Raw genomic sequence first — 21,963 nt, forward strand, 5'->3', positions numbered from 1 at the left:
GCGGCCGCGCATCCGAGTACACGTTGTTGCCATCGACGACGGGCACCGCATGCTGCTCGACCGACGGCCAAAGTCCCTGACGTGGACCCTCCCCTGGGCCTACCTCACCACCGGAGACGATCCCGGTCGAGTGGCTCGGCGGCTCGTGCAGAACACCGGCGCTGCTCCTGCGATGCCCCACGTCCTCAACGTCGAGAACGCCTTCGAGGTCGGCGACCACTTCCTCGACATCACCTACCGGTGCAGCGCCGAGCGCACGTGGAAGCCGGCGCCCACCGGCACGAGCCTGTGGTGGAGCCTCGACGAGATCTCCTCGATGGAGCTCGCAACCCGCGCGAAGAGCGCGATGGTCACCGCCTGGCCCCAGCTCTGGCCCCACCTCTGACCCTGCTCAAGAAGCTCCCCGGGTAGGAGTCGAACCTACGTCGCTAATCCTGATTCAAAGTCAGGCGGGCCCTGCCGGCAGACCAACCGGGGAACGATGCGCGAGACGAGCTCACGGCATACGACGCACAGGGTAGTTGACCCCAGCGCCACCGCACGCATGGTGCCATCGGTGCCGACCGATGAGCAGGGCAGAATGGCGCAGGTGAGTCGAGAGCAGACGGTGACCAAGGCGCGCACACCCCGGGGGCGGATGACGGGGGCGCAACGGCGCGAGCAGCTCATCGGCATTGGCCGACAGCTCTTCGCGCGGCGAGGATACGAGGCGACCACGGTCGAGGAGATCGCGAGCGCGGCGAACGTGTCCAAGCCGGTGGTCTACGAGCACTTCGGCGGCAAGGAAGGCCTGTATGCCGTCGTGGTCGATCGCGAGATCCAGTCACTTCTCGGGTCGATCACCGGGGCGTTGACCTCCGACGGCGGATCGCGTGCGCTGCTCGAGCAGGCGGCGATGGCACTCCTCGACTACATCGAGAGCTCGACCGACGGCTTCCGGATCCTCGTGCGCGATTCGCCTCCGGGACAGCAGACGGGCAACTTCGCCTCGCTCATGTCGGACGTGGCGTCCCAGGTCGAGCACTTGCTGGCAGCCCAGTTCACGAACCGCGAACTCGACCCGAAGCAGGCGCCGATGTATGCGCAGATGCTGGTCGGCATGGTGGCCCTCACGGGTCAGTGGTGGCTCGAGAACCCGAAGGCCAAGAAGCGCGACGTCGCGGCGGCGCTCGTCAATCTGGCGTGGAACGGCCTGACCGGCCTCGAGGCGAAGCCGACGATCACCCACGCCTGACCTGGACAACCCGGCTCCCGAGCCCGGTCGGCTGTCGCGAGCCGCATTGATGCGGCTCGCGAGAGGGGACCCGGCTCCCGAGCCGCTTCCGCCAGATCAGACGATGAAGTCGATCTTGTGGCGGGACACCTGCTGGAACTCGACCCGGTTGCCCGCGGGGTCATCGGTGTGGAAGCGCTGCACGCCCGAGATCTCGTTGTTCCACCGCACCTCTCCCCCGGCTCCGGCCACGGCCGCGGCCACGTCGGTGATGTCGTCGACGGCCAGGCACGGGTGCGCCTTGAGCGCCGGAGCGAAGCCTTCCTCGACGCCGCAGTGCAGCTCCTGGTCACCCGCGGCGAACCACACGCCACCGCGTGCGGCGAGCGCCGGCGGCTTGGGGATCTCGGGCATGCCACAGATGACGCCGTAGAAGTGCCGCAGCAGGTCCTCCGACCCTGCGGGACAGGCGATCTGGACGTGGTGGATGCCGAGGACTGCCATCACTGCCCCTTGTGGGCGACGGCGAATACCCGCCGGAACGGGAAGAGCGTGCCGACCTCGCTGCGCGGATAGGCCTCGAGGAGCGCCGCGGCATACGGCTCGATGAAGGCCTCGCGCTCCTCACCCTCGGGAAGGATGTCGAGGACGGGACGCAGGCCTGTCGCACTGACCCAGTCGAGGACCGGGTTCTCGGACTCGCCTGCGGGGTCGAGGATGTGCGAATAGACGGTCTCCCACGCATCGACCTCCATGCCCATGCGACTGAGGAAGGTCAGATAGGTCTTCGGCTCACCGACGGCCGGCAGGTCGAGCGCGGCGAGCAGTTCGTTGGCGCGTGCATGCGTCGCCGCCGTGTCGCGCATCAGGGCGTGGCTCGGTGCGTCGAAGTTGTTGGGCACCTGGATCGCGAGCCAGCCGCCGGGCGCGAGCGCGTCGACCCACGCCGGGAGGAGGTTGAGGTGCCCCGGCACCCACTGGAGCGTCGAGTTGGTGACGATGACGTCGGGAGCGTCCGCGAGCGAAGCCGGGTCCCAGTCCTTGAGGTCGGCCTGGACCCACTCGGCGCGCCCCTCGGCGTCGAGGGCACGCGCCGCCTCGAGCATGGACTCGGACTCGTCGACGCCGACGATGCGCGCGTTGGGCCAGAGTTCGGCGAGGGCGAGCGTCGCGGGGCCGTGTCCGCAACCGAGGTCGACGACGAGCTTCGGGTCGTCGGCGCGGACCTGGGCGACGAGGTCGGCGAAGGGGCGACTCCGCTGGTCGCTGAACCTCGAGTAGGCCGTGGGGTCCCAGCTCGGCTGTGTGCGCATCGTTGCTCCTCCTGCGGTCGCGAGGGCCGTCCGGCCGCTCGTTCCCTACTCTGTCCCGCGGATATCTTGATGTCAAGATACTTGACGGGAGTACAGTCGCCCTCATGCCCGAGGATGACGTTGACCGTATCGTCTCAGCCTGGCGGCGTGAGCGTCCCGAACTCGACGTGACACCCCTTGAGATCCTCAGCCGCATCTCACGCCTCGCACGCCGCCTCGACCTCGCCCGCGGGAGCGCCTTCGCCGAGCACGGTCTGGACGGTTGGGAGTTCGACGTCCTCTCCGCACTGCGTCGCGCCGGTGCCCCCTACGAGCTCTCCCCCGGACAACTCGTCGCCGAGACCCTCGTGACGAGCGGGACGATGACCAATCGCGTCGACCGGCTGCTGCAGCGCGGTTTCGTCGAGCGCCAGCCCGACCCGCGGGACCGTCGTGGCGTCATCGTCCGGCTCACCCCCGAGGGCATGCGCACTGTCGATGCCGCCCTCGACGACCTCCTCGCGCACGAGCGCGAACTCCTCGCCGAGTTGCCCACGGGCCAGCGCGGGAGTCTGGCCGGTCACCTTCGCGTCCTGCTCGCCCCCTTCGAGCGCGTCCAGGACTGAGTCGCCGAACGGCCAATCAGCACAACGGCATTGGGTATGCCGGGTGCTCAGCTCTCGATGACGTCCGCGGCTTCGAGCCACTCGAGTTCGAGGCCTTCGCGCTCGTCGACGATCTCGCGCAGCTCGGCGTTGAGCTCGAGCACGGCCGCGTGATCGGCGGCCTGCTCAGCCATCGAGGCGTGGATGCGTTCCTCGCGCTGAGCCAGCTTCGAGAGCTGCTTCTCGACCCGGGCCATGACCTTGCGCGCCTCACGCTGCTCGGCCGGGCTGGCCGAAGGTGTGCTCGAAACCGGTTGTGCGACAACGGCTTCCGAGTCTGCGGAAGGCGACGGGACGGCATACGTGGGGGTGATCGTGGCACGCAACCGGAGGTACTCGTCGACGCCACCGGGCAGCTGCCGCACCCGACCGTCACCGAGCAACGCGACCTGCTCGTCGGCGATGCGCTCGAGCAGGTAGCGGTCGTGCGAGACGACGAGGAGCGTTCCGGCCCAGCTGTCGAGGACGTCCTCGAGCGCCGTGAGCGTCTCGATGTCGAGGTCGTTGGTCGGCTCGTCGAGCAGGAGGACGTTGGGCTCGTCCATGAGGATGCGCAGCACCTGGAGGCGTCGGCGCTCCCCACCGGAGAGGTCGCGCACCCGCGTCTGCTGCCGTGGCCCGGGGAAGCCGAGCCGCTTGGCGAGCGTGGAGGCCGTGACCTCCTTGCCGCCGAGCATCGTGACCTTGCGAACCTCCTCGACGGCGTCGATGACGCGGCTGTCGCTGAGGCGGTCGAGTTCGCGCACGTCCTGGGTGAGGTGGCCGATGCGGACAGTCACGCCTTCCTTGCGCTTGCCCGACGCCAGCGGGACCTCACCGGCGAGGGCTCGGAGGAGCGTCGACTTGCCGGAGCCGTTGACACCGACGATGCCGATGCGGGCACCGGGCGCGAGGTGCCACGTGACCCGGTCGAGGAGGGTGCGACCCCCGACAACGACGGACGCGTCGTGGAGGTCGATGACGTCCTTGCCGAGCCGGCTCGTCGCGAACGCCATGAGTTCGACGTCGTTGCGCGGCGGCGGCACGTCCTCGATGAGCGCGTTCGCGGCCTCGATGCGGAACTTCGGCTTCGACGTCCGGGCAGGCGCGCCTCGACGCAGCCACGCCAGCTCCTTGCGGAGCAGGTTGTTGCGACGCTCGGCGGTGACGCGTGCCATCCGCTCGCGCTCGGCCTTGGCGAGCACGTAGGCCGCGTAGCCGCCGTCGAAGCCGTTGACCTCACCGTCGACGACCTCCCACGTCCTGGTGGCCACGGCGTCGAGGAACCAGCGGTCGTGGGTGATGGCGACGAGCGCGTTGTCCGGTCGGGAGCGGTGTCGCACCAGGTGATCGGCGAGCCAGGCGACGCCTTCGACGTCGAGGTGGTTCGTCGGCTCGTCGAGGAGGAGCACGTCGGGGTCGTCGACGAGCAGCTGGGCGAGCGCCAGGCGGCGGCGTTCGCCACCGGACTTGCCCGCCACGGTCGCATCGAGCCCGCCCATCGCAGGAGCGTCGATGCCGCCGAGCAGGCCGGTGAGGACGTCGCGGATGCGCGCGTCGCCGGCCCAGACGTGTTCGGCGCGGTCGCCGAGGACGACCTCGCGCACCGTGGCCCCGGGGTCGAGCGTGTCGTCCTGGGTGAGGACGCTGACCGTGGCACCGCCGAGCCGGGCCACGCGCCCCGAGTCGACGCCCCGCTCCCCCGCGATGACGCGCAGGAGAGTGGTCTTGCCGCCACCGTTGCGGCCGACGATGCCGATGCGGTCGCCGCCGGAGACACCGAGCGAGACGCCATCGAGCACCTGGGCGGTGCCGAGCGCGAGGGCAGCGCGCTCGACCGAGATGAGGACGGCCACTAGTCGACCCGGGCCGGGATGACGTGTGCGCCGTGGACAGGGCCGATCGCCTTGCGGACCTCGCGCGCCGTGCCGGTCGCGGTCAGGGCGACTGTGAGGTCGATGGCCGACTCGACGTCCTCGACGAGGAAGGCGACAGTGGGCCCCGACCCGGACACGATGCCTCCGAGCGCACCGAACTCCATCCCGCTGCGCAGCACCTCACCGAGTTCGGGGCGCAGCGAGATCGCCGCCTCCTGGAGGTCGTTGGTCAGCTGCGGCGCGAGGATGTGCGGGTCACCCGTGCGGAGGGCACTCATGAGTTCGGAGTTGGGTGTCGGCTCGGGGATGTCCGCGGAGCCGCGCAGCCGGTCACACTCCCCATAGACCTCGGGGGTGGACAGACCCGTGTCGCTGATCGCGAAGACCCAGTGATAGCTCCCCCGCGCCAGCACCGGGGCGAGCCGCTCCCCCCGACCCGACCCGACGGCGGTGCCACCGCGCACGAGGAAGGGAACATCGGAACCCAGCTCAGCGGCATACTCCTCCAGTTCTTCGGTCGTCAGACCGAGTCCCCAGAGTCGGTCGCAGGCCACGAGTGCAGCCGCGGCATCGGCCGATCCGCCGGCCATGCCGCCGGCCACCGGGATGGACTTCGCAATGCTCACGTGGACGGGCGTGTCGACCCCGGACTCGTCGGCGAGCAGCCGGGCCGCACGCAGCGCGAGATTGGACGCGTCGGTGGGGACGACGTCGGCACAGGGACCCGTCACCGTGCACGACCAGTCGTCGTCAAGGGCCACCGTGACGTCGTCGGTGAGGTTGACGGCCTGATAGACCGTGGACAACGAGTGGAAGCCGTCGTCGCGCAGCGGGCCCACGAGGAGTTCGAGGTTGACCTTGGCGGGCACGCGCACCGTGACGGGCGAGGGGTCCGTGTGGGCCGAGGTCATGTCGCCACCCTAGTCATGGGTCGGCACCCCGCCGACATCCACGCTCTGAGCGAACACGCTCGCGCCCCGCCGTTGCTCCGGGGTGGACTGTCGGCATGCGACTTCTCGTGCTCGGTGGGACGGCCATGCTCGGACGTGCGGTGGCAGCGGAGGCGGTGGCGCGCGGGCATGACGTGACCTGCCTGGCTCGCGGCGTGTCCGGGGACGCGCCCGACGGGGTGCGCTGGGTTCGTGGCGACCGCGACCTCGCGGATGGCCTCGCCGCCGTGACCGGACCGGAGGACCAGTGGGACGCAGTTGTCGACGTCTCCCGTCAGCCGGGCCAGGTGCGCCGGGCCATGGCCGCCCTCGAACCGCTCGCGAGGCACCTCGTCTTCGTGTCGACCGGCAACGTGTATGCCGTCCACGCCGGTCTCGCGACCGACGAATCCGTGCCTCTGTTGCCGCCTCTCGAAGGAGAGGTCATGGAGGACATGTCCACGTATGGCGAAGCCAAGGTGGCGTGCGAGGCAGCGGTCCTCGAGGCGTTCGGGACCGATCGGGCACTCATCGCGCGGGCCGGCCTCATCGGTGGGCCGGGTGATGCGAGCGGCCGCTCGGGCTGGTGGCCGTGGCGATTCGCGCACCCGGCCGGCGGACCGGACGGTCCGGTGCTCGTGCCGGACGATCCCGAGTTGCCGATGTCGATCATCGACGTCCGCGACCTCGCTGCCTGGCTCGTGCGCTGCACCGAGGCCCGGACGGCTGGAGTGTTCGATGCCGTGGGCCAGCCAGACACTCTGGGTGGCCTGATCTCCGCTGCTCGCGAGGTGGCGGGCCACGACGGCCCCGTGGTGGCGGCATCGCCGGCCTGGCTCCTCGAACAGGGCGTGCAGGAGTGGATGGGTGAGGACAGCCTGCCGCTGTGGATCGCCGACCCCGAGTGGCGCGGTTTCGGCGCCCACACCGGGGCCGCCGCCCGCGCTGCCGGACTGACCACCAGACCGGTGACGGAGACGTTCCGGGACGCAGCGGCATACGAGGAAGCTCGAGAGGCGACCGATCCGCGACGGTGCGGTCTCACCGACGACACCGAACGACGTCTCCTCGACCTCCTCGGCTCCTGACCGGTCGCGCGGATTTCTCGCGCGCTGCACATTCCGGTTCGCGAACCATGCGGTCGCTCGAGAACCGGATCGATCCGGTCATCGAGTGACGGGACGGTTCGCGAACCGGATTGTGCAGATTCGCCGGCTGGTGCGTCAGCGCGCCCGGGCACGGTGGGCGCTCGCGATGGCGGCGAACTGGTGGACGTCGAGCTGCTCACCGCGCGTGCGCGGGTCGATACCGGCGGCGACGAGGGCCTCCTCCGCAGCCTGCGCCGACCCCGCCCACGAGGCCAGGGCGGCCCGGAGCGTCTTGCGGCGCTGCGCAAACGCGGCGTCGACGCAGGCGAAGACCTCTTCGCGGCTCGCGCCCGTCACGGGAGGCTCGCGGCGGGTGAGTGAGACGAGGCCGGAGTCGACGTTGGGCACCGGCCAGAAGACCGAGCGGCCCACGTTGCCGGCGAGAGCAACGTCGGCATACCAGGCGGCCTTGACGCTCGGGACCCCATAGATCTTGGATCCCGGCTTTGCCGCCAGACGCTCGGCGACCTCGAGCTGAACCATGACGAGGATGCGTTCGATCGTCGGGAAGCGCTCGAGGAAGTTGAGGACGACCGGCACCGACACGTTGTAGGGCAGGTTCGCGACGAGCGCCGTCGGTGCATCGCCCGGGAGCTCCTCGACGCGTAGCGCGTCGGCGTGCACGACGGTGAGGCGGTCGGCAACATCAGGCGCGACGGTCTGCACCGTCTCGGGCAGGGCACCGGCGAGGACGGGGTCGACCTCGACGACCGTGACGTGCTTCGCGACGGGCAGCAGCGCGAGGGTCAGGGAGCCGAGCCCCGGTCCGACCTCGACGACGACGTCGTCCTCACCGACACCGGCCACGCGGACGATGCGCTGCACCGTGTTGGCGTCGATGACGAAGTTCTGGCCCCACGTCTTGGTGGGGCGAATGCCGAAGCGGGCCGCGAGTTCGCGGATCTGGGCGGCTCCGAGGAGCCCTGACGTCGACATGGCCGCCACCCTATGACCACTCGGCTCGAGAGCTGAACTCTCGGGCCGAGTGGCTGGGTCCGCACGTGGTGCGCGTCGTGCGTCTGGTGGGTCAGCGAGCGACGCGGCGCGGGAAGAACCACGCCGTGAGGGCGATCGCGACGGCGATGACTCCGACGCACCACACCACGGCGACGAGACCCTGGCTGCCCGGGCCCCCTCCTGCCAGCATCGAGCGCGTCGCCTCGATGACCGGGGTGCTCGGCTGGTGCTCCGCGAACCCGCGCAGCCAGGTCGGCATGGTCTCGACGGGGACGAAGGCGCTCGAGGCATAGGGCAGGAAGAGCAGGATGAACCCGTAGCCGTTGGCCGCCTCGGGCGACTTCGCGAGGAGTCCCAGCATGGCGAAGATCGACGTGATGGCAAGGATGTAGAGCGCGATGAGTCCCGCGACTCCAACCCACTGGAGGGGGCCGGCGTCCGGTCGGAAGCCGATCGCGACCGCCACGAGCACGACGACGACCGTGGCGAACAGGTTGCGGGCGAGACTCGCGATCGTGTGCCCGACGAGCACCGTGGCGCTCGGGACGGGCATCGTGCGCAGCCTGTTGATCGTGCCCGTCGTGAGGTCCCGGCTGACTCCGACCGCCGTGGACGCGGCACCGAAGCCCGAACAGATCAGGATGATCCCGGGGACGACGTAGTCGAGGTACTCCCCTGTCGGTGAGATGGCACCGCCGAAGACATAGACGAAGACGACCATCAGCATCACAGGCAGGATGACCGCCATCAGGAGTGACTCGACGTCGCGCAGGCTGTGACGGGTGGCGCGGCCGATGAAGATCCGCGAGGCCGTGACCACCCCGACTCCCGGTGCGGCGCTCATGACGCCACCCCCGACCCAACGAACTCGCTCTGATCATTGACGTCCTGACCCGTGTCCGAGTCGTCCGGCGGCACGGCCCGGTGCCCGGTCAGCGCGAGGAACGCGTCGTCGAGTGTCGGACGATGCAGTTCGACGCGGAGGGTCGGCTCGGTGGCCGCCACCGCGGCTGCGGCCGCAGCCACTCCTGCAGCGGAGCCGTCGGTCGGCAGTTCCCTCAGCAGTTGGCCGTGGGCGCCCCGCACCTGGAGGACGTCCCCACCGACCCGCGCCTTGAGCTGCGCCGAGCTGCCCTGGGCCACGATGCGTCCGCCGTCGAGGACGACGACCTGATCGGCGAGTTCGTCGGCTTCCTCGAGGTACTGGGTCGTGAGGAACACCGAGGTGCCACCCTCGGCGAGTTCGCGGATCTGCTGCCACAGCACGAGGCGGCTGCGCGCATCGAGCCCGGTCGTGGGCTCGTCGAGGAACAGGATCTCGGGCGTCTGGATCAGGCTGACCGCAAGATCGAGTCGCCGACGCATGCCGCCGGAGTAGCCCACGACGCGACGTGAGGCGGCACTGTCGAGGTCGAAGCGTTCGAGCAGGACAGCCGCACGCGACCTGGCGTCACGGACGGACAGCCCGAGGAGCCGGCCCATCATGACGAGGTTCTCGGCTCCGGTGAGGACGTCGTCGACGGCGGCGAACTGTCCGGTCACGCTGATCCGCTCGCGGATGCGGGCGGCGTCGGTGCGTGTCTCGAGCCCCAGCACACGCACCGAGCCGGCGTCGTGCGGGACGAGGGTCGTGAGGATGTTGACGAGCGTGGTCTTGCCGGCCCCGTTGGGACCGAGGAGGGCATGGACCCCCGACGTGAGCGACAGGTCGAGGCCGGAGAGGACTGGCGTGCCGTCGTACGACTTGCCCAGTCCGGTCACCTCGATCACCGGTGCGTTTGTGTATGGCATAAACAGAGTATGACATACACAGAGTGCGGCGTACACAGTTGGCAAGCGGGCGGCATACAGTGCCTTCATGGAATGCACATGGGCGAGGTGACGGACAGCGGCCTGCCGCGGGTCGTGGCGATCGCGTGGGGCACCCACGCGCAGCCGCAGAGCGGTCCCCGCCGCGGCATGAGCCACGAGACGATCGTCGCCAAGGCGATCGAGATCGCCGACGAGCACGGCCTCGCCGCGGTGACGATGCAACGACTCGCCGAGGCGCTCGGGTTCACGACGATGTCGCTCTACCGCTACGTCGCCAACAAGGACGAGCTGCTCATGCTCATGCTCGGTGCCGAATCTCTCGTGCCCGAGCCGGCTGTGCCCTCCGCTGCACCCTCAGGTGGACCCGACGAGGACTGGCGCGTCGCCCTGCGGGCGTGGACCGATTCACTGCGGACGATGTATGCCGCACACCCCTGGCTGCTCGACGTCACCCGCGGCCCCACGTCCGTTCTCATGCCGGCCTCGGTACTGCTCGTGGACCAAGGGCTGCACGCGATCTCCGGACTGGGCCTGAGCGACCACGAGAATCTCTCGCTCATCCTCGTTGTGAGCTCCTACGTGTCAGCCTTCGCGGCCCTCGAGCGCGACCTGGCGGGGCAGGACGACCTCGCCTTCGGTCCCGAGGCCATGCAGGAGCTCGGATCGGTCATCACGCCCGAGCGGTTGCCCTACGCGGCCCCCCTCTTCCTCTCCGGGGGCTACGTCGGTGGTCCGGTCGACGACGACCTGCCCGGGGTCGAGAGCGAGTACGACTTCGGGCTCGACCTGCTCATCGAGGGCCTGGCCGCCCGTCGGCACCGCGCACCGAAGGGCACCACCGCGAGCAAGCACGGCTGAGGCCGGGCCCTCTCATACGGGGCCCGGCCTCAGTCGGGTGCCTGACCTTGCTCAGCAGGTGTCAGGCGGTGTCGCGCTCGCGCGCGATGTCAGGTGGATCAGGCGGCGTGCGCGCAACCCCACGGCTGGAGACCGCGGTCGGCGTAGACGCGGTTCGCGACCGTGATCTGCTCGGCGCGCGACGCGAGGTCGGCGCGGGAGGCGAAGTCGCCACCGCCGGCACCCAGCCAGGTGCGGATGTCGAACTGGAGACCGCCGTAGTAGCCGTTGCCGGTGTTGATCGACCAGTTGCCACTGGACTCACACTGAGCGATCCGGTCCCACATCGCAGCGTTGGCGAGGTTGATGCCCGCGCCGGAGGTGTTGCCGGCGTCGCGCGTGCCGGTCGAGGTGCTCGACGACGTGCTCGACGACGTGCTCGTGGCCGGCTTGGCCTTGGTCCCGACCGCGACGATCGCCGTGACCGGCGCGCTCGTGATCTGGCGGCTCAGGATCTGGTCGCCGGCGGGCTTGCCGTCGACGAGGGTGCGCAGGACCTGGAAGGTGCGGACACCGTCCTTGCCCTCGGTGAGGACCTTGCGGGTGCCCTCGTAGAGCGACGCGTCCTTCTTGGTGGTCGTCGCGTGGTCGATCGCCTGCGTCGTGGTCAGTCGCTGCTGGGAGACGCGCTGGAGCGTGATGGCGAGGCCACGGGTCAGGGGCGCGTTGGCGGCCGGCGTGATGCGGTCGTCGCCGTCGAACGTGACGCCCGCCTCCTTGAGAGCGGCACCGATCGTGGTGGCGTTGCTCGTGAGCGAGAGCTTCCGCTTGTCCACGGCGACGCTGAACGGCTTCGGCGTGGTCACCGTCAGGCTGAGGCCCTCACGGCCGAGCGCCTGCGAGCGGGAGGCCGAGAGCTTGGCGTCGCTGCCCGCACGGATGTTGAGGTCGCGGAGCGCGGCGTCGACGGTCGTGGCCGTCGTCCAGTACTCCTGCTTGACACCGTCGATCGTGACGGTGAGTTTGCGACCGTAGCGCACGGTGATCGTGTCGCCGTCCTCGAGCGGGGAACCGACCGACGGGATGACCTGGTCGTGTTCACCGACCTTGATGCCCTTCTTGGCGAGGGCGTCGCCCACGGTCGAACCGAAGACGTGCAGCGACTGGGAATGGCCGTCGACGTTGAGTGCGACAGCCTTGTCGAGGTGGGCCACGCCGAACGAACCGGCGGCCACCGTCAGTGCAGCAGCACCTTGGGCAGCAAGACGCTTAGGACGAGAAATCAAGAGTGCTCCGATGATCGAACTCTCCGGACACCGGGGCGGGCGACGGTCCGTCAGGGGTGGACCGCGGGAGCCTCAGGGGAAGGTCCCGACAACAGGAGAGCGAGGTGCGCGCGGAATGAAATCCGGCGTCCTCGCCCCTGTCTTCGCCCGGAGCCCAGCTCCGGCCAACTCATCCACCATGACGAAATCGTCGGCAAAGGTCAAATTTTGATAACGGTGACATGGCCCACGCCTGTCGGAGATGTGGCCGGTGTGACGGGTGTGGCGAAACGTGGGACCTGGGGCGTGTCACCAGGGGCCGTAGACCCGCTCCGAGTTCTCCGACAGCGCCTGGCACAGCGTGGGGACGGCGACACCGAGGGTCGCGGCCATGGCCCGGACCGTGAGCGGGATGAGGTGCGGGGCGTTGATCGCACCCCGGTGTGGGTGCGGAGTGAGGTACGGCGCGTCGGTCTCGACGAGGAGGCGGTCGAGCGGCGTCACCGAGAGCGCGTCGCGCAAACCGTGAGCGTTCTTGAAGGTCACGGTGCCGGCGAAGGAGAGGTAGTAACCCCGCTCGGCACACGTCTGCGCCATCTGCAGATCACCCGAAAAGCAGTGCAGCACAGTCGAATTCGGCGCACCCTCCTCCTCGAGGATCCGCAGCACGTCGTCGTGCGCGTCACGGTCGTGGATCTGCAGCGCCTTGCCGAGGCGCTTGGCCAGATCGATGTGCCAGCGGAAGCTCTCGTGCTGAACGTCGCGCCCCTCCGGGCCGGTTCGGTAGTAGTCGAGACCGGTCTCGCCAACGACCCGGACTCGCGGATGTGCCGCGAGAGTTTCGATCTCGGCGTATGCCGCCACGAGACTTCCGCTCTCGGCCAACCCGGGCACCTCGTTGGGGTGCAGGGCCACACCACCCAGCATCGCGGCATACGTGTCGATCATCTCCACGGTCTGGCGCGCGCCCGGAAGGTCACAGCCGATCTGGACCACCCGGTCGACGCCGACCGCCCGGGCCTTGGCCAGGGCGTCGGCGACGTCGACAGGGTGCCCCTCGCGCTCGATGTCGAGGTGCGTGTGGTTGTCCACGACGGCAATCGGCAACGCGTCCGGCAGGTCCGGGACCACCGCACGCGACGACGAACCGCTGTTGGAGTGGGTCACGACTGCTGCAACCGGTCGAGCTCCTCGGCCACGACGGACTCGTCGAGCTTGGCGAAGACACCGGTGGGCTTGGCGATGGGCGCGCCCACGGTCACCGGGCGGGACTCCCATCGCGGCGTCGCGGTGTACTCGCCCGTGATGACCGGATAGGTGCGGTCGCGGTCGGCGTCGTCGAGGCCCTGGACGTCACGCACCACGGGCATGGGCATGAACTCGCCCTCACCACCGATGAAGGCGTGCACCCGGTTCGAGGCGTGCGGCAGGAACGGCGCGAGGATCGTGTTGAGGTCACTGACGCACTGGATGAGCGTGTGCAGCACCGTCGCCAGGCGTTCGCGCTGGTCGTCGCCCTTGAGTTTGAACGGCTCCGTGTCGGAGACGTACTTGTTGACGTCGCCGACGGCCTTCATCGCCTCGTTGATCGCGGCCTTGACCCGCTGCTTGGCGAGGAGGTCGCCGACGGTGTCGAACGCGGCGAGCGTCGCCGCGCGGACCGCCTCGTCGACGGGCTCGAGAGCGCCCGGCTGCGGGATCTCACCGAAGTTCTTGGCGATCATCGCGCCCGTGCGGTTGACGAGGTTGCCCCAGCCGGCGACGAGCTCGGAGTTGTTGCGCTGCACGAACTCGGCCCAGGTGAAGTTGCTGTCCTGGTTCTCCGGACCGGCGGCGCAGATGAAGTAGCGGATCGGGTCGGGCCCGTAGCGCTCGAGGACGTCGCGGATGTGGATGACGTAGCCGCGCGACGTCGAGAACTGCTTGCCCTCCATCGTGAGGTACTCGCTCGAGACGACCTCGGTCGGAAGGTTGAGGGCACCGAAGGTGCCCGGTTCGCCACCCTTGGCGCCGCGGCCGGCATACGCAAGAAGTTCTGCAGGCCAGATCTGCGAGTGGAAGGTGATGTTGTCCTTGCCCATGAAGTAGTACGACTGGGCGTCCTCGGCGTTCCACCAGTCGCGCCACCGCTCGTCGTCGCCGAGGCGGCGGGCCCACTCGATCGACGCCGAGAGATAGCCGATGACGGCGTCGAACCAGACATAGAGGCGCTTGCCAGGGTAGCGCGTCGCGAGATCGCCGGGCAGCGGGATGCCCCAGTCGATGTCGCGAGTCATCGCGCGCGGACGGATCTCGTCGAGGATGTTGAGGCTGAACTTGATGACGTTCGGACGCCATGTGCCGCTCGCCTCACGGCCGTCGAGCCACTCCCGCAACGAGTCGGCCAGCGCCGGCAGGTCGAGGAAGTAGTGGTCGGTCTCGGTGAACTCCGGCGTCGCCCCCGTGACCTTGCTGCGCGGGTTCTTGAGGTCGCTCGGCTCGAGCTGGTTGCCGCAGTTGTCGCACTGGTCGCCGCGCGCCTCCTCATAGCCACAGATCGGGCAGGTGCCCTCGATGTAGCGGTCGGGCAGGGTGCGACCCGTGCTCGGCTCGAGCGCGACGAGCTGCTGCTGCACGACGAAGTAGCCGTTGTCGAGGCAGCGGCTGAACATCTCCTGGACGACGTGCTCGTGGTTGGCCGTCGTCGTGCGCGTGTAGAGGTCGTAGGAGCAGCCGAGGTCCGCGAGCTCGTTCGCGATGATCGCGTGGTTGCGGTCGACGAACTCCTGCGGCGTCACGCCCTCCTTGTCGGCGAGGACGAGGATCGGCGTGCCGTGCTCGTCACTGCCGCTCACCATGAGGACGTCGTGGCCGGCCATCCGCATGTAGCGGGAGAAGACGTCCGAGGGCACGCCGAACCCGGCGACATGGCCGAGGTGGCGCGGCCCGTTGGCGTACGGCCAGGCGACAGCGCTGAGGATTTTCGTCACGCGTGAATCCTAGGCGGCGCCCGCAACCGGGTTCTGCACGATCCGGTTCGCGAACCTTGGCGTGACTCGATGACCGGATCGATCCGGCTATCGAACAACGTTGCGGTTCGCGAACCGGATTGGGTATGCCGTCCGCCCACCTGCCCGAATCGTGTCGCCCACTCGGCGACGAAGTTTCGGGAATGCTGGTGTCGAATCCGGGTCGGGTCGCGCGTCACTGAGGTGAGGGCGAGCACCGGGTTCGCCGATCGAGCACAGGAGCAGCCATGGCCCAGTACCTCATCTACTTCAACCAGCAGTGGGTCGGCGACCACTCGGAGGAGTGGTTCCTCGGGCGGGTGGAGCCCTCGATGGCGGTCATCCACGAGATGGAGAAGGCCGGCGTCCACGTGTTCGCTGGCGGTCTCGAGGAGAACGGTCCGGTGCACTCCGCTGATGCCACGAGCGGCACGATCACCGTCACCGACGGCCCGTTCACCGAGACGACAGAGGTCCTGGGCGGCTTCACCGTCATCGACGTGCCCGACGAGGAGACGGCGAAGTACTGGGCCGGCCGCATCGCCGAGGGCTGCGGCTGGCCGCAGGAACTGCGCCGCATCTCGTCCCGCCCCGACGCCTGAGCCCGAGTCGTCCGGTCGTGAAGGGAATGCATCGGGCCGCGATCGAGTAGACATGTCCTGAGACGGCGCGAACGATGCGCCCGCCACCCAGGAGGTCACAGATGATCGCCGCACTCACCGGCATGGGGCTGTCCGCCGCAGCGGGGCTCAACGCCTACATCCCGTTCATGATCGTCGCGCTCATCGCACGGTTCACCGACGTCATCACCCTGCCGGCGAGCTTCGACTGGATCGAGTCGCCCTGGGCCATCGGCGTCGGCGCCATCCTCCTGCTCACCGAGCTCGTCCTCGACAAGATCCCCGCCGTGGACACCGTCAACGACGCGATCCAGACGTTCATCCGTCCGAGCATGGGCGGCCTGATCTTTGCCGCCACGACGGCCGCCGAGGACCTCGACAAGTCGACGTGGATGGCGGACAACCCGTGGGTGGGGGTCGTCCTCGGCATCCTCGTCTCAGGCCTCGTCCACTCCGGCAAGATGGCGGCCCGACCGGCTATCAACGCCGGCACTCTCGGCGCCGGCGCACCCGTCGTCTCGACCGCGGAGGACGGCGCCTCGCTCGGACTCTCACTTGTGGCGATCTTCATCCCGATCCTCGTGATCTTCGCGCTCATCGCCCTCGCGTGGATCCTCGTGTGGATGTGGCTCAAGGTCCGCAAGTGGCGCAAACGGCGACTCGAACGTCAGGGTCCCGACCCGGCATACCCGCGCGCCTGAGGGGTGACTCCCAGCGGACGTCCACGTTCGCTGCATAGGCTCCCGCCCATGGACGCCACGGTCGAGCAGCGAGCCCTGACCCGCCGCGATCTGCTGCTCGAGACGGCTCTGGTCCTCGGGGTGTCGCTCGGGGCGTCGGCGATCTGGAGTGCGCTGTCGCTCATCCGCAAGCTCACGGCCGAGGTGTCGCTGAGCAAGCAGACGACGGCGATGAACTCGTCGGTCACGCCGGACCGTCCCTGGCTGGACCTGGCCTATCAACTCGTGGGCATCGGATTGGCCCTCGTACCAGTGGTGCTCGCGCTGCACCTCCTCGCGCGCGGGGATGTGCGGGCACGGTTCGCGATCGGCTGGGACTGGACGCAGCCGGCTCGAGACCTCGTGCGCGGACTCGGTCTCGCGGCTCTCGTCGGCATCCCCGGGCTGGGCCTGTATGCCGTCGCGCGGGCTCTCGATCTCAACACCACCATCGCGGCGGCGAACCTCGGCGGGGCATGGTGGACGGTGCCGGTGTTGGTGCTGGCCGCCGCGCAGAACGCCATCCTCGAGGAGGTCGTCATGGTCGGCTACCTCTTCACCCGGTGGTCGCAGGCTGGATGGTCGACGACGCGAGTCATGGTGTCCTCAGCGCTGATTCGCGGTTCGTACCACCTGTATCAGGGGTTCGGTGGCTTCGTCGGCAACGCCATCATGGGGCTGCTGTTCGGCTGGATCTACACCCGCACGAAGCGCGTCGGGATCCTCGTCGTGGCTCACACCGTGCTCGACATCGTCGCTTTCGTTGGCTACTCCCTGCTCAAGGACCACCTCAGCTGGCTCTGAGTCGTCCCACTGCCGGGGAGCGTGCCGACGGGTCATCACCTGTGGCCGTCGGTCGGGGATTGTGTGACGGATCGGGGGTCCTGCGACCCCCGACCCGTCACGCGACCCCCGACTGACCACCACGCAAGTCGATCCACGTTGAGCGCCGCTCCGGGACGATGCCCTTCTCGCCGAGGATCGTGAGCAACCGCTTGGGCTGGGTGAGGTCGGACCACACCCATCGCGCGACCTCCGCGAGCCGACGCAACCGGTCCTCACGCTGCTTCTCGGCCCACAGGACACGACCGGCTTCCGACTGCATGGCACCGGAAGGGATGTTGTACTTCGACCGTCCGTCGAACTCGCCGATGACGCCCTCCCACCAGAAGTCAGCATCGCCGATGTGCCCTGCGTCGTCGTGGAAGGCGACCTGAAGCCGGGGTCGGGGCAGGTTGAGACGGAACATCTGTACCCGGGAGAAGCTCTCCCCCGGCGACATGCTCAGTCCGTCTGCAAGTTCAACGGCCGTGCGGGCTCGCGCTCGTCCTGGCGCGCCGGCCGGGACCAGCGCCAGCTCGTCGGCAAGATCGGCCCGCGTGCACAGGTGGTGGCGCAGGCAGTAGTCCGCCGCCGCGACCGCATCCTGCAGGGACTCGTAGCGACCGAGGTCGACCACCGTGCGCGCGGGGCTCGTGACCTGAACTCCGTTGACCAGGACCGCCTCCGCGGGCTGGCCCAAGAGCGGCCGGAGCACGTGCGACCCACTCACCCCTCGTCGAGTCACGAGGTGGCGCACAGTCGCTGGCTACGACGTAATGCGTGGGAAGCCGTGGACCGCGGCTGCCGAAGCGGCCACGAAGATGAGGCAGTCCCCATGGCGATGCGCCTTGGCCGTGGCATGGACGAGGGCCGCGTGCCGGTCGACGGGCTCCAGCTCACGCTGCGCCGACTCGGCCATCCAGACGCCGGGCCGCACATGGTGAAACAGACCCCGCGACGGTTGCGTCCCGCGAGCTCGCAGATCGCCAGTGGTGTGGAGGATCACCGGGTCGAATGGCGTGTGTCGTTCTGGTCCGAGCATGCGCCGAGCCTGACAGGAACTGGCAAACCGACCGCTGGGTTTTCCACAGCGACCGGGGACCCGTCCGTCAGTCGGGGGTTGTGTGGCGTGTCGGGGGTCGCGCGACCCCCGACCCACCACCCCACCCCCGACTGACGCAGAGCGAAGGCGGATGCCACGCCTAAAAGGCGAGCACCCGGCATACCGAAGAATTTTCGGTATGCCGGGTGCTCGGCGTTGCGGGACCGGTTCAGCGACCGTGCTTGAGGGCCGTGCGCAGGTCCTTGTTGAGCTGGCTGATGACGTCCTGCGGGATGCCCTTGGGGCAGGCCTGCGAGCACTCACCGATGTTGGTGCAGCCGCCGAAGCCCTCGTGGTCGTGCTGGTTGACCATCGAGACGACGCGGGCGTCGCGCTCCGGTTGACCCTGGGGCAGCTCACCGAGGTGGGTGATCTTGGCGCCCATGAAGAGCATGCCGCTGGCGTTGGGGCAGGCCGCGACACACGCGCCACAGCCGATGCACTCGGCCGCCATGAAGGCGCGGTCGGCGGCGGTCTTGGGCACCGGCGCCGCGTGGGCGTCGGGAGCCGAACCCGTGTTGGCCGAGATGAAGCCACCCGACTGGATGATGCGGTCGAACGCGCCCCGGTCGACCACGAGGTCGCGCACGATCGGGAACGCCTCGGCACGCCACGGCTCGACGGTGATCGTCTCGCCGTCCTTGAACGAACGCATGTGCAGCTGGCACGTCGTCGTCTTCTCGGGGCCGTGTGCGTGGCCGGAGATCATCAGGCCACACATGCCGCAGATGCCCTCGCGACAGTCACTGTCGAACGCGATCGGCTCCTCGCCCTTGGCGTTGAGCTCCTCGTTGAGGACGTCGAGCATCTCGAGGAAGGACATGTCGGGGCTGATGTCCGACACGCGGTACGTGACGAACTGGCCCTTGTCCTGGGGTCCGGACTGACGCCAGATCTTGAGGGTCAGGTTCATGTTGCCGCTCACTTGTAGCTCCGCTGCTTCAGCTCGATGAATTCGTAGACGAGGTCTTCCTTGTGGAGGACCGGGGTGCCCATTCCGGCGCCCACCCCCTCCTGCTCACCCGATGGCGGCGTGAACTCCCAGGCGGCGACGTAGGCGAACTCGTCGTCGTGACGCAGCGCCTCGCCGTCCTCGGTCTGGCTCTCCGCCCGGAAGTGACCACCGCAGGACTCACGGCGGTGGAGGGCGTCGATGCACATGAGCTCGCCCAGCTCGAGGAAGTCCGCGACGCGGCCGGCCTTCTCGAGGGACTGGTTGAGGGTGTCCGCGGAGCCGAGGACTCGCACGTTGCGCCAGAACTCCTCGCGCAGACCGCGGATGAGGTCGATGGCCTTGAGCAGGCCCTCCTCGCTCCGCTCCATGCCGCAGTACTCCCACATAATGTTGCCGAGCTCGCGGTGGAAGCTGTCGACGCTGCGCTCACCGTTGATCGCCAGGAAGCGCTCGGTGCGCTCCTCGACGGCCTTGCGCGCCTCGACGACAGCCGGGCTGTCCTCCTTGAGCGTGCTCGGCGGCACCTTGGCGAGGTAGTCGCGGATCGTGTTGGGGAGGACGAAGTAGCCGTCGGCCAGGCCCTGCATGAGGGCGGACGCGCCGAGACGGTTGGCGCCGTGGTCGGAGAAGTTCGCCTCGCCCGTGACGAAGAGGCCCGGGATCGAGGACTGGAGGTCGTAGTCGACCCAGAGGCCACCCATGACGTAGTGCACGGCCGGGTAGATGCGCATCGGCGTTTCGTACGGGTTCTCACCCGTGATCCGGGCGTACATGTCGAAGAGGTTGCCGTACTTCTCCTCGACGGCCGCGCGACCCAGACGCTTGATGGCGTCGGCGAAGTCGAGGTAGACGCCGCGGCGGAAGTCACCGACGACCGGGCCGACACCGCGGCCCTCGTCGCAGACGTTCTTGGCCTGGCGCGACGCGATGTCGCGGGGCACGAGGTTGCCGAACGCCGGGTAGATCCGCTCCAGGTAGTAGTCGCGGTCCTCTTCCTTGATCTGGCGCGGGTCCTTGTCGCAGTCCTCGCGGTTCTTCGGCACCCAGATGCGACCGTCGTTGCGCAGCGACTCCGACATGAGCGTCAGCTTCGACTGGTGCTCGCCCGAGACCGGAATGCAGGTCGGGTGGATCTGCGTGTAGCAGGGGTTGGCCATGTAGGCGCCCTTGCGGTGCGCGCGCCACGTCGCCGTGACGTTGGAGCCCATCGCGTTGGTGGAGAGGAAGAAGACGTTGCCGTAACCACCGGAGGCGAGGACGACCGCGTCGGCGAGGTGGGTCTCGATCTCACCGGTGACGAGGTCGCGGACGATGATGCCGCGAGCGCGACGCTCCTCGCCCTCACCATCGACGATGACCTCGAGCATCTCGTGACGCGTGAACTGCTCGACCGTGCCGGCCGCGACCTGACGCTCCAGCGCCTGGTAGGCACCGATCAGGAGCTGCTGGCCCGTCTGACCACGTGCGTAGAACGTGCGGGACACCTGGACACCACCGAAGGAGCGGTTGTCGAGGAGGCCGCCGTACTCACGGGCGAACGGGACACCCTGCGCGACGCACTGGTCGATGATGTTCGCGCTGACCTCGGCGAGGCGGTAGACGTTGGTCTCGCGGGAGCGGTAGTCGCCACCCTTGACCGTGTCGTAGAAGAGGCGCTGGATGGAGTCGCCGTCCTCCTTGTAGTTCTTGGCGGCGTTGATGCCACCCTGCGCGGCGATGGAGTGCGCGCGACGCGGGGAGTCCTGGAAGCAGAAGGACTTCACGTGGTAGCCGGCTTCACCGAGGGTCGCGGCAGCAGCGCCACCGGCGAGACCGGTGCCGACGATGATGACCGACATCTTGCGTCGGTTCGCAGGGTTGACCAGGGCGGCCTCGAACTTGCGGCGGGTCCACTTCTTGTCGATGGGGCCGTCCGGCGCCTTGTGGTCGGCGACCTTGGTGCCCTCGGTGTACATGCCGCCGTAGAAGCTGCCGGCGGCCGAGTCAGCGCTCGAGCCAGTGGGGTTCGTGGTGTTGTCAGTCATGAGTCAGCGACACCTTCAGGGGATCAGGCCGAATGCGATGGACAGCGGCGGGATGAGGAAGCCGACGACGATGAGCGCCGCAGTGGCGGTCGCGATCGTCTTCGCGCGTCCGTGCGCCTTGGGGGTCATGGTCCAGCCGAGGGTCTGCTGGGCGCTGTAGACACCGTGCTTGAGGTGCATGAACAGGGCGATCATCGCGGCGACGTAGATGAGGACCATCCACCACACCTGGAAGCTCGCGACGACGAGCTGGTAGGGGTTCGCCGTGATGTCGATGCCCTGCTTGTCGGGGTTGGGCGAGATCTTGACGATCGTGAAGTGCAGGAGGTGCCAGACGATGAAGACGAGGAGGAAGACCCCGCCCCAGCGCATCCACTTCGAGGTCGCGGCGGTCTTGACCGCGTCGTAGCGCGTGCGGCGCGCAGCGCCGGCGCGACTCCAGAGCCGGAACGCGGCATACGCGTGTCCGATGATCGACAGGATCAGGACGATGCGCACGATCCAGAGCAGACCGCCGTACGGGAGCATCGGCTCACCGAAGGTTCGCAGGTGCTCGGCATAGGTGTTGAACGCCTCCTCCCCCGCGAGTGCCTTGAGGTTTCCGTACATGTGCAGGAGCAGATATCCGACGAAGACCAGGCCGGTCACTGCCATGAGCAGCTTCAGCGCGATCGTCGTGCTCCGTGCGGTCGTTCCGCGCGGGGAGAGCGTCGTCGTGGGCATGACCGAAAGGTACCGCGCGCCATGGGGTGACACGTGC

The 21,963-nt window shown here is 68.6% G+C and carries 22 protein-coding genes and 1 tRNA gene; 8 read left to right on the forward strand and 15 right to left on the reverse strand.

From position 1 onward, the window contains the following. Positions 1–49: 49 nt before the first annotated feature. Positions 50–385, forward strand: coding sequence for a hypothetical protein (locus N803_RS14765; RefSeq protein WP_156969805.1), 336 nt, complete (start codon positions 50–52; stop codon positions 383–385). Positions 386–399: 14 nt separating this feature from the next. Here N803_RS14765 and N803_RS14770 read toward each other — a convergent pair. After that, positions 400–478: transfer RNA gene (locus N803_RS14770), tRNA-Gln, on the reverse strand. Between the two features lie 159 nt (positions 479–637). Between N803_RS14770 and N803_RS14775 the strand changes: the two genes are divergently transcribed. Beyond that, entirely contained in the window at positions 638–1,234 is a 597-nt protein-coding gene (locus tag N803_RS14775; RefSeq protein WP_035906724.1) for a TetR/AcrR family transcriptional regulator, read from the forward strand. 96 nt (positions 1,235–1,330) lie between these two features. Here N803_RS14775 and N803_RS14780 read toward each other — a convergent pair whose 3' ends face one another. Continuing rightward, positions 1,331–1,717 carry a VOC family protein gene (locus N803_RS14780; RefSeq protein ID WP_035906726.1) on the reverse strand — a complete coding sequence of 129 codons (387 nt, stop codon included), beginning with the start codon at positions 1,715–1,717 and terminating at the stop codon, positions 1,331–1,333. Continuing rightward, entirely contained in the window at positions 1,717–2,526 is an 810-nt protein-coding gene (locus tag N803_RS14785) for a methyltransferase domain-containing protein (RefSeq protein WP_035906728.1), read from the reverse strand. The genes N803_RS14780 and N803_RS14785 overlap by 1 nt, the downstream gene beginning before the upstream one ends. 104 nt (positions 2,527–2,630) lie before the next feature. Here N803_RS14785 and N803_RS14790 point away from each other — a divergent pair, with 104 nt between their 5' ends. Then, positions 2,631–3,131 (forward strand): MarR family winged helix-turn-helix transcriptional regulator, encoded by a 501-nt coding sequence (locus tag N803_RS14790; RefSeq protein WP_035906730.1) that lies wholly within the window; start codon positions 2,631–2,633, stop codon positions 3,129–3,131. A 47-nt stretch (positions 3,132–3,178) separates the two neighbouring features. Here the strand turns inward: N803_RS14790 and N803_RS14795 are convergent, their stop codons facing one another. After that, positions 3,179–5,005 carry an ABC-F family ATP-binding cassette domain-containing protein gene (locus N803_RS14795; protein WP_035906732.1) on the reverse strand — a complete coding sequence of 609 codons (1,827 nt, stop codon included), beginning with the start codon at positions 5,003–5,005 and terminating at the stop codon, positions 3,179–3,181. Then, positions 5,005–5,937 (reverse strand): 4-(cytidine 5'-diphospho)-2-C-methyl-D-erythritol kinase, encoded by a 933-nt coding sequence (locus tag N803_RS14800; protein ID WP_035906734.1) that lies wholly within the window; start codon positions 5,935–5,937, stop codon positions 5,005–5,007. The genes N803_RS14795 and N803_RS14800 overlap by 1 nt, the downstream gene beginning before the upstream one ends. 95 nt (positions 5,938–6,032) lie before the next feature. Here N803_RS14800 and N803_RS14805 point away from each other — a divergent pair, with 95 nt between their 5' ends. Further along, positions 6,033–7,043 (forward strand): NAD-dependent epimerase/dehydratase family protein, encoded by a 1,011-nt coding sequence (locus tag N803_RS14805; RefSeq protein WP_035906736.1) that lies wholly within the window; start codon positions 6,033–6,035, stop codon positions 7,041–7,043. 135 nt (positions 7,044–7,178) lie between these two features. On the opposite strand, the gene rsmA is transcribed toward N803_RS14805, so the two are convergent. The 3 genes from rsmA to N803_RS14820 form a co-directional block, all read right to left on the reverse strand. Then, entirely contained in the window at positions 7,179–8,039 is an 861-nt protein-coding gene (gene rsmA / locus N803_RS14810; RefSeq protein WP_035906738.1) for a 16S rRNA (adenine(1518)-N(6)/adenine(1519)-N(6))-dimethyltransferase RsmA, read from the reverse strand. Between the two features lie 91 nt (positions 8,040–8,130). Beyond that, positions 8,131–8,904: an ABC transporter permease gene (locus tag N803_RS14815; RefSeq protein WP_035906741.1), complete on the reverse strand. Its 774-nt coding sequence runs from the start codon at positions 8,902–8,904 to the stop codon at positions 8,131–8,133. Then, entirely contained in the window at positions 8,901–9,830 is a 930-nt protein-coding gene (locus N803_RS14820) for an ATP-binding cassette domain-containing protein (protein ID WP_245617309.1), read from the reverse strand. The genes N803_RS14815 and N803_RS14820 overlap by 4 nt, the downstream gene beginning before the upstream one ends. A gap of 99 nt (positions 9,831–9,929) precedes the next feature. Between N803_RS14820 and N803_RS14825 the strand changes: the two genes are divergently transcribed. Continuing rightward, a complete protein-coding gene (locus N803_RS14825) occupies positions 9,930–10,730 on the forward strand; it encodes a TetR/AcrR family transcriptional regulator (protein WP_035906742.1) in 801 nt (266 codons plus the stop codon). Between the two features lie 98 nt (positions 10,731–10,828). Here the strand turns inward: N803_RS14825 and N803_RS19055 are convergent, their stop codons facing one another. The 3 genes from N803_RS19055 to metG form a co-directional block, all read right to left on the reverse strand. Then, positions 10,829–11,944, reverse strand: a complete 1,116-nt coding sequence (locus N803_RS19055; protein WP_084764582.1) for a resuscitation-promoting factor — start codon at positions 11,942–11,944, stop codon at positions 10,829–10,831. A 339-nt stretch (positions 11,945–12,283) separates the two neighbouring features. Next, entirely contained in the window at positions 12,284–13,141 is an 858-nt protein-coding gene (locus N803_RS14835) for a TatD family hydrolase (protein WP_052112340.1), read from the reverse strand. After that, positions 13,138–14,943: a methionine--tRNA ligase gene (metG, locus tag N803_RS14840; RefSeq protein WP_035906745.1), complete on the reverse strand. Its 1,806-nt coding sequence runs from the start codon at positions 14,941–14,943 to the stop codon at positions 13,138–13,140. The genes N803_RS14835 and metG overlap by 4 nt, the downstream gene beginning before the upstream one ends. A 266-nt stretch (positions 14,944–15,209) precedes the next feature. Between metG and N803_RS14845 the strand changes: the two genes are divergently transcribed. The 3 genes from N803_RS14845 to N803_RS14855 all read left to right on the forward strand — a co-directional run bounded on the left by N803_RS14845 (position 15,210) and on the right by N803_RS14855 (position 17,104). Further along, complete coding sequence (locus N803_RS14845) at positions 15,210–15,563, forward strand: YciI family protein (RefSeq protein WP_035906747.1); 354 nt, start codon at positions 15,210–15,212, stop codon at positions 15,561–15,563. 101 nt (positions 15,564–15,664) lie between these two features. Then, on the forward strand, positions 15,665–16,282 hold the full coding sequence (locus N803_RS14850) for a DUF4126 domain-containing protein (RefSeq protein ID WP_035906749.1): 618 nt from the start codon (positions 15,665–15,667) through the stop codon (positions 16,280–16,282). A gap of 48 nt (positions 16,283–16,330) precedes the next feature. Further along, positions 16,331–17,104: a CPBP family intramembrane glutamic endopeptidase gene (locus N803_RS14855; protein ID WP_035906752.1), complete on the forward strand. Its 774-nt coding sequence runs from the start codon at positions 16,331–16,333 to the stop codon at positions 17,102–17,104. A gap of 97 nt (positions 17,105–17,201) precedes the next feature. On the opposite strand, the gene N803_RS14860 is transcribed toward N803_RS14855, so the two are convergent. The 4 genes from N803_RS14860 to N803_RS14880 all read right to left on the reverse strand — a co-directional run bounded on the left by N803_RS14860 (position 17,202) and on the right by N803_RS14880 (position 21,926). After that, complete coding sequence (locus N803_RS14860; protein WP_052112341.1) at positions 17,202–17,837, reverse strand: hypothetical protein; 636 nt, start codon at positions 17,835–17,837, stop codon at positions 17,202–17,204. A 556-nt stretch (positions 17,838–18,393) separates the two neighbouring features. Then, positions 18,394–19,137, reverse strand: a complete 744-nt coding sequence (locus tag N803_RS14870; protein WP_035906834.1) for a succinate dehydrogenase/fumarate reductase iron-sulfur subunit — start codon at positions 19,135–19,137, stop codon at positions 18,394–18,396. Positions 19,138–19,145: 8 nt separating this feature from the next. Then, positions 19,146–21,203 (reverse strand): fumarate reductase/succinate dehydrogenase flavoprotein subunit, encoded by a 2,058-nt coding sequence (locus tag N803_RS14875; RefSeq protein WP_035906759.1) that lies wholly within the window; start codon positions 21,201–21,203, stop codon positions 19,146–19,148. A gap of 15 nt (positions 21,204–21,218) precedes the next feature. Then, positions 21,219–21,926, reverse strand: a complete 708-nt coding sequence (locus N803_RS14880) for a succinate dehydrogenase cytochrome b subunit (protein ID WP_035906762.1) — start codon at positions 21,924–21,926, stop codon at positions 21,219–21,221. Between the last annotated feature and the right edge of the window lie 37 nt (positions 21,927–21,963).

Origin of the sequence: Knoellia subterranea KCTC 19937, from assembly GCF_000768685.1 — a bacterium.
In the GTDB taxonomy this organism is placed as follows: domain Bacteria; phylum Actinomycetota; class Actinomycetes; order Actinomycetales; family Dermatophilaceae; genus Knoellia; species Knoellia subterranea.

Coding starts and splice junctions, on each gene's coding strand:
- N803_RS14765 (WP_156969805.1), top strand. CDS start 50: ATGCTGCTCGACCGACGGCCAAAGTCCCTGACGTGGACCCTCCCCTGG.
- N803_RS14805 (WP_035906736.1), top strand. CDS start 6,033: ATGCGACTTCTCGTGCTCGGTGGGACGGCCATGCTCGGACGTGCGGTG.
- N803_RS14815 (WP_035906741.1), bottom strand. CDS start 8,904: ATGAGCGCCGCACCGGGAGTCGGGGTGGTCACGGCCTCGCGGATCTTC.
- N803_RS14880 (WP_035906762.1), bottom strand. CDS start 21,926: ATGCCCACGACGACGCTCTCCCCGCGCGGAACGACCGCACGGAGCACG.
- N803_RS14850 (WP_035906749.1), top strand. CDS start 15,665: ATGATCGCCGCACTCACCGGCATGGGGCTGTCCGCCGCAGCGGGGCTC.
- N803_RS14785 (WP_035906728.1), bottom strand. CDS start 2,526: ATGCGCACACAGCCGAGCTGGGACCCCACGGCCTACTCGAGGTTCAGC.
- N803_RS14825 (WP_035906742.1), top strand. CDS start 9,930: ATGGGCGAGGTGACGGACAGCGGCCTGCCGCGGGTCGTGGCGATCGCG.
- N803_RS14800 (WP_035906734.1), bottom strand. CDS start 5,937: ATGACCTCGGCCCACACGGACCCCTCGCCCGTCACGGTGCGCGTGCCC.
- N803_RS14855 (WP_035906752.1), top strand. CDS start 16,331: ATGGACGCCACGGTCGAGCAGCGAGCCCTGACCCGCCGCGATCTGCTG.
- N803_RS14870 (WP_035906834.1), bottom strand. CDS start 19,137: ATGAACCTGACCCTCAAGATCTGGCGTCAGTCCGGACCCCAGGACAAG.
- N803_RS14790 (WP_035906730.1), top strand. CDS start 2,631: ATGCCCGAGGATGACGTTGACCGTATCGTCTCAGCCTGGCGGCGTGAG.
- N803_RS14875 (WP_035906759.1), bottom strand. CDS start 21,203: ATGACTGACAACACCACGAACCCCACTGGCTCGAGCGCTGACTCGGCC.
- N803_RS14780 (WP_035906726.1), bottom strand. CDS start 1,717: ATGGCAGTCCTCGGCATCCACCACGTCCAGATCGCCTGTCCCGCAGGG.
- N803_RS14845 (WP_035906747.1), top strand. CDS start 15,210: ATGGCCCAGTACCTCATCTACTTCAACCAGCAGTGGGTCGGCGACCAC.
- rsmA (WP_035906738.1), bottom strand. CDS start 8,039: ATGTCGACGTCAGGGCTCCTCGGAGCCGCCCAGATCCGCGAACTCGCG.
- N803_RS14775 (WP_035906724.1), top strand. CDS start 638: ATGACGGGGGCGCAACGGCGCGAGCAGCTCATCGGCATTGGCCGACAG.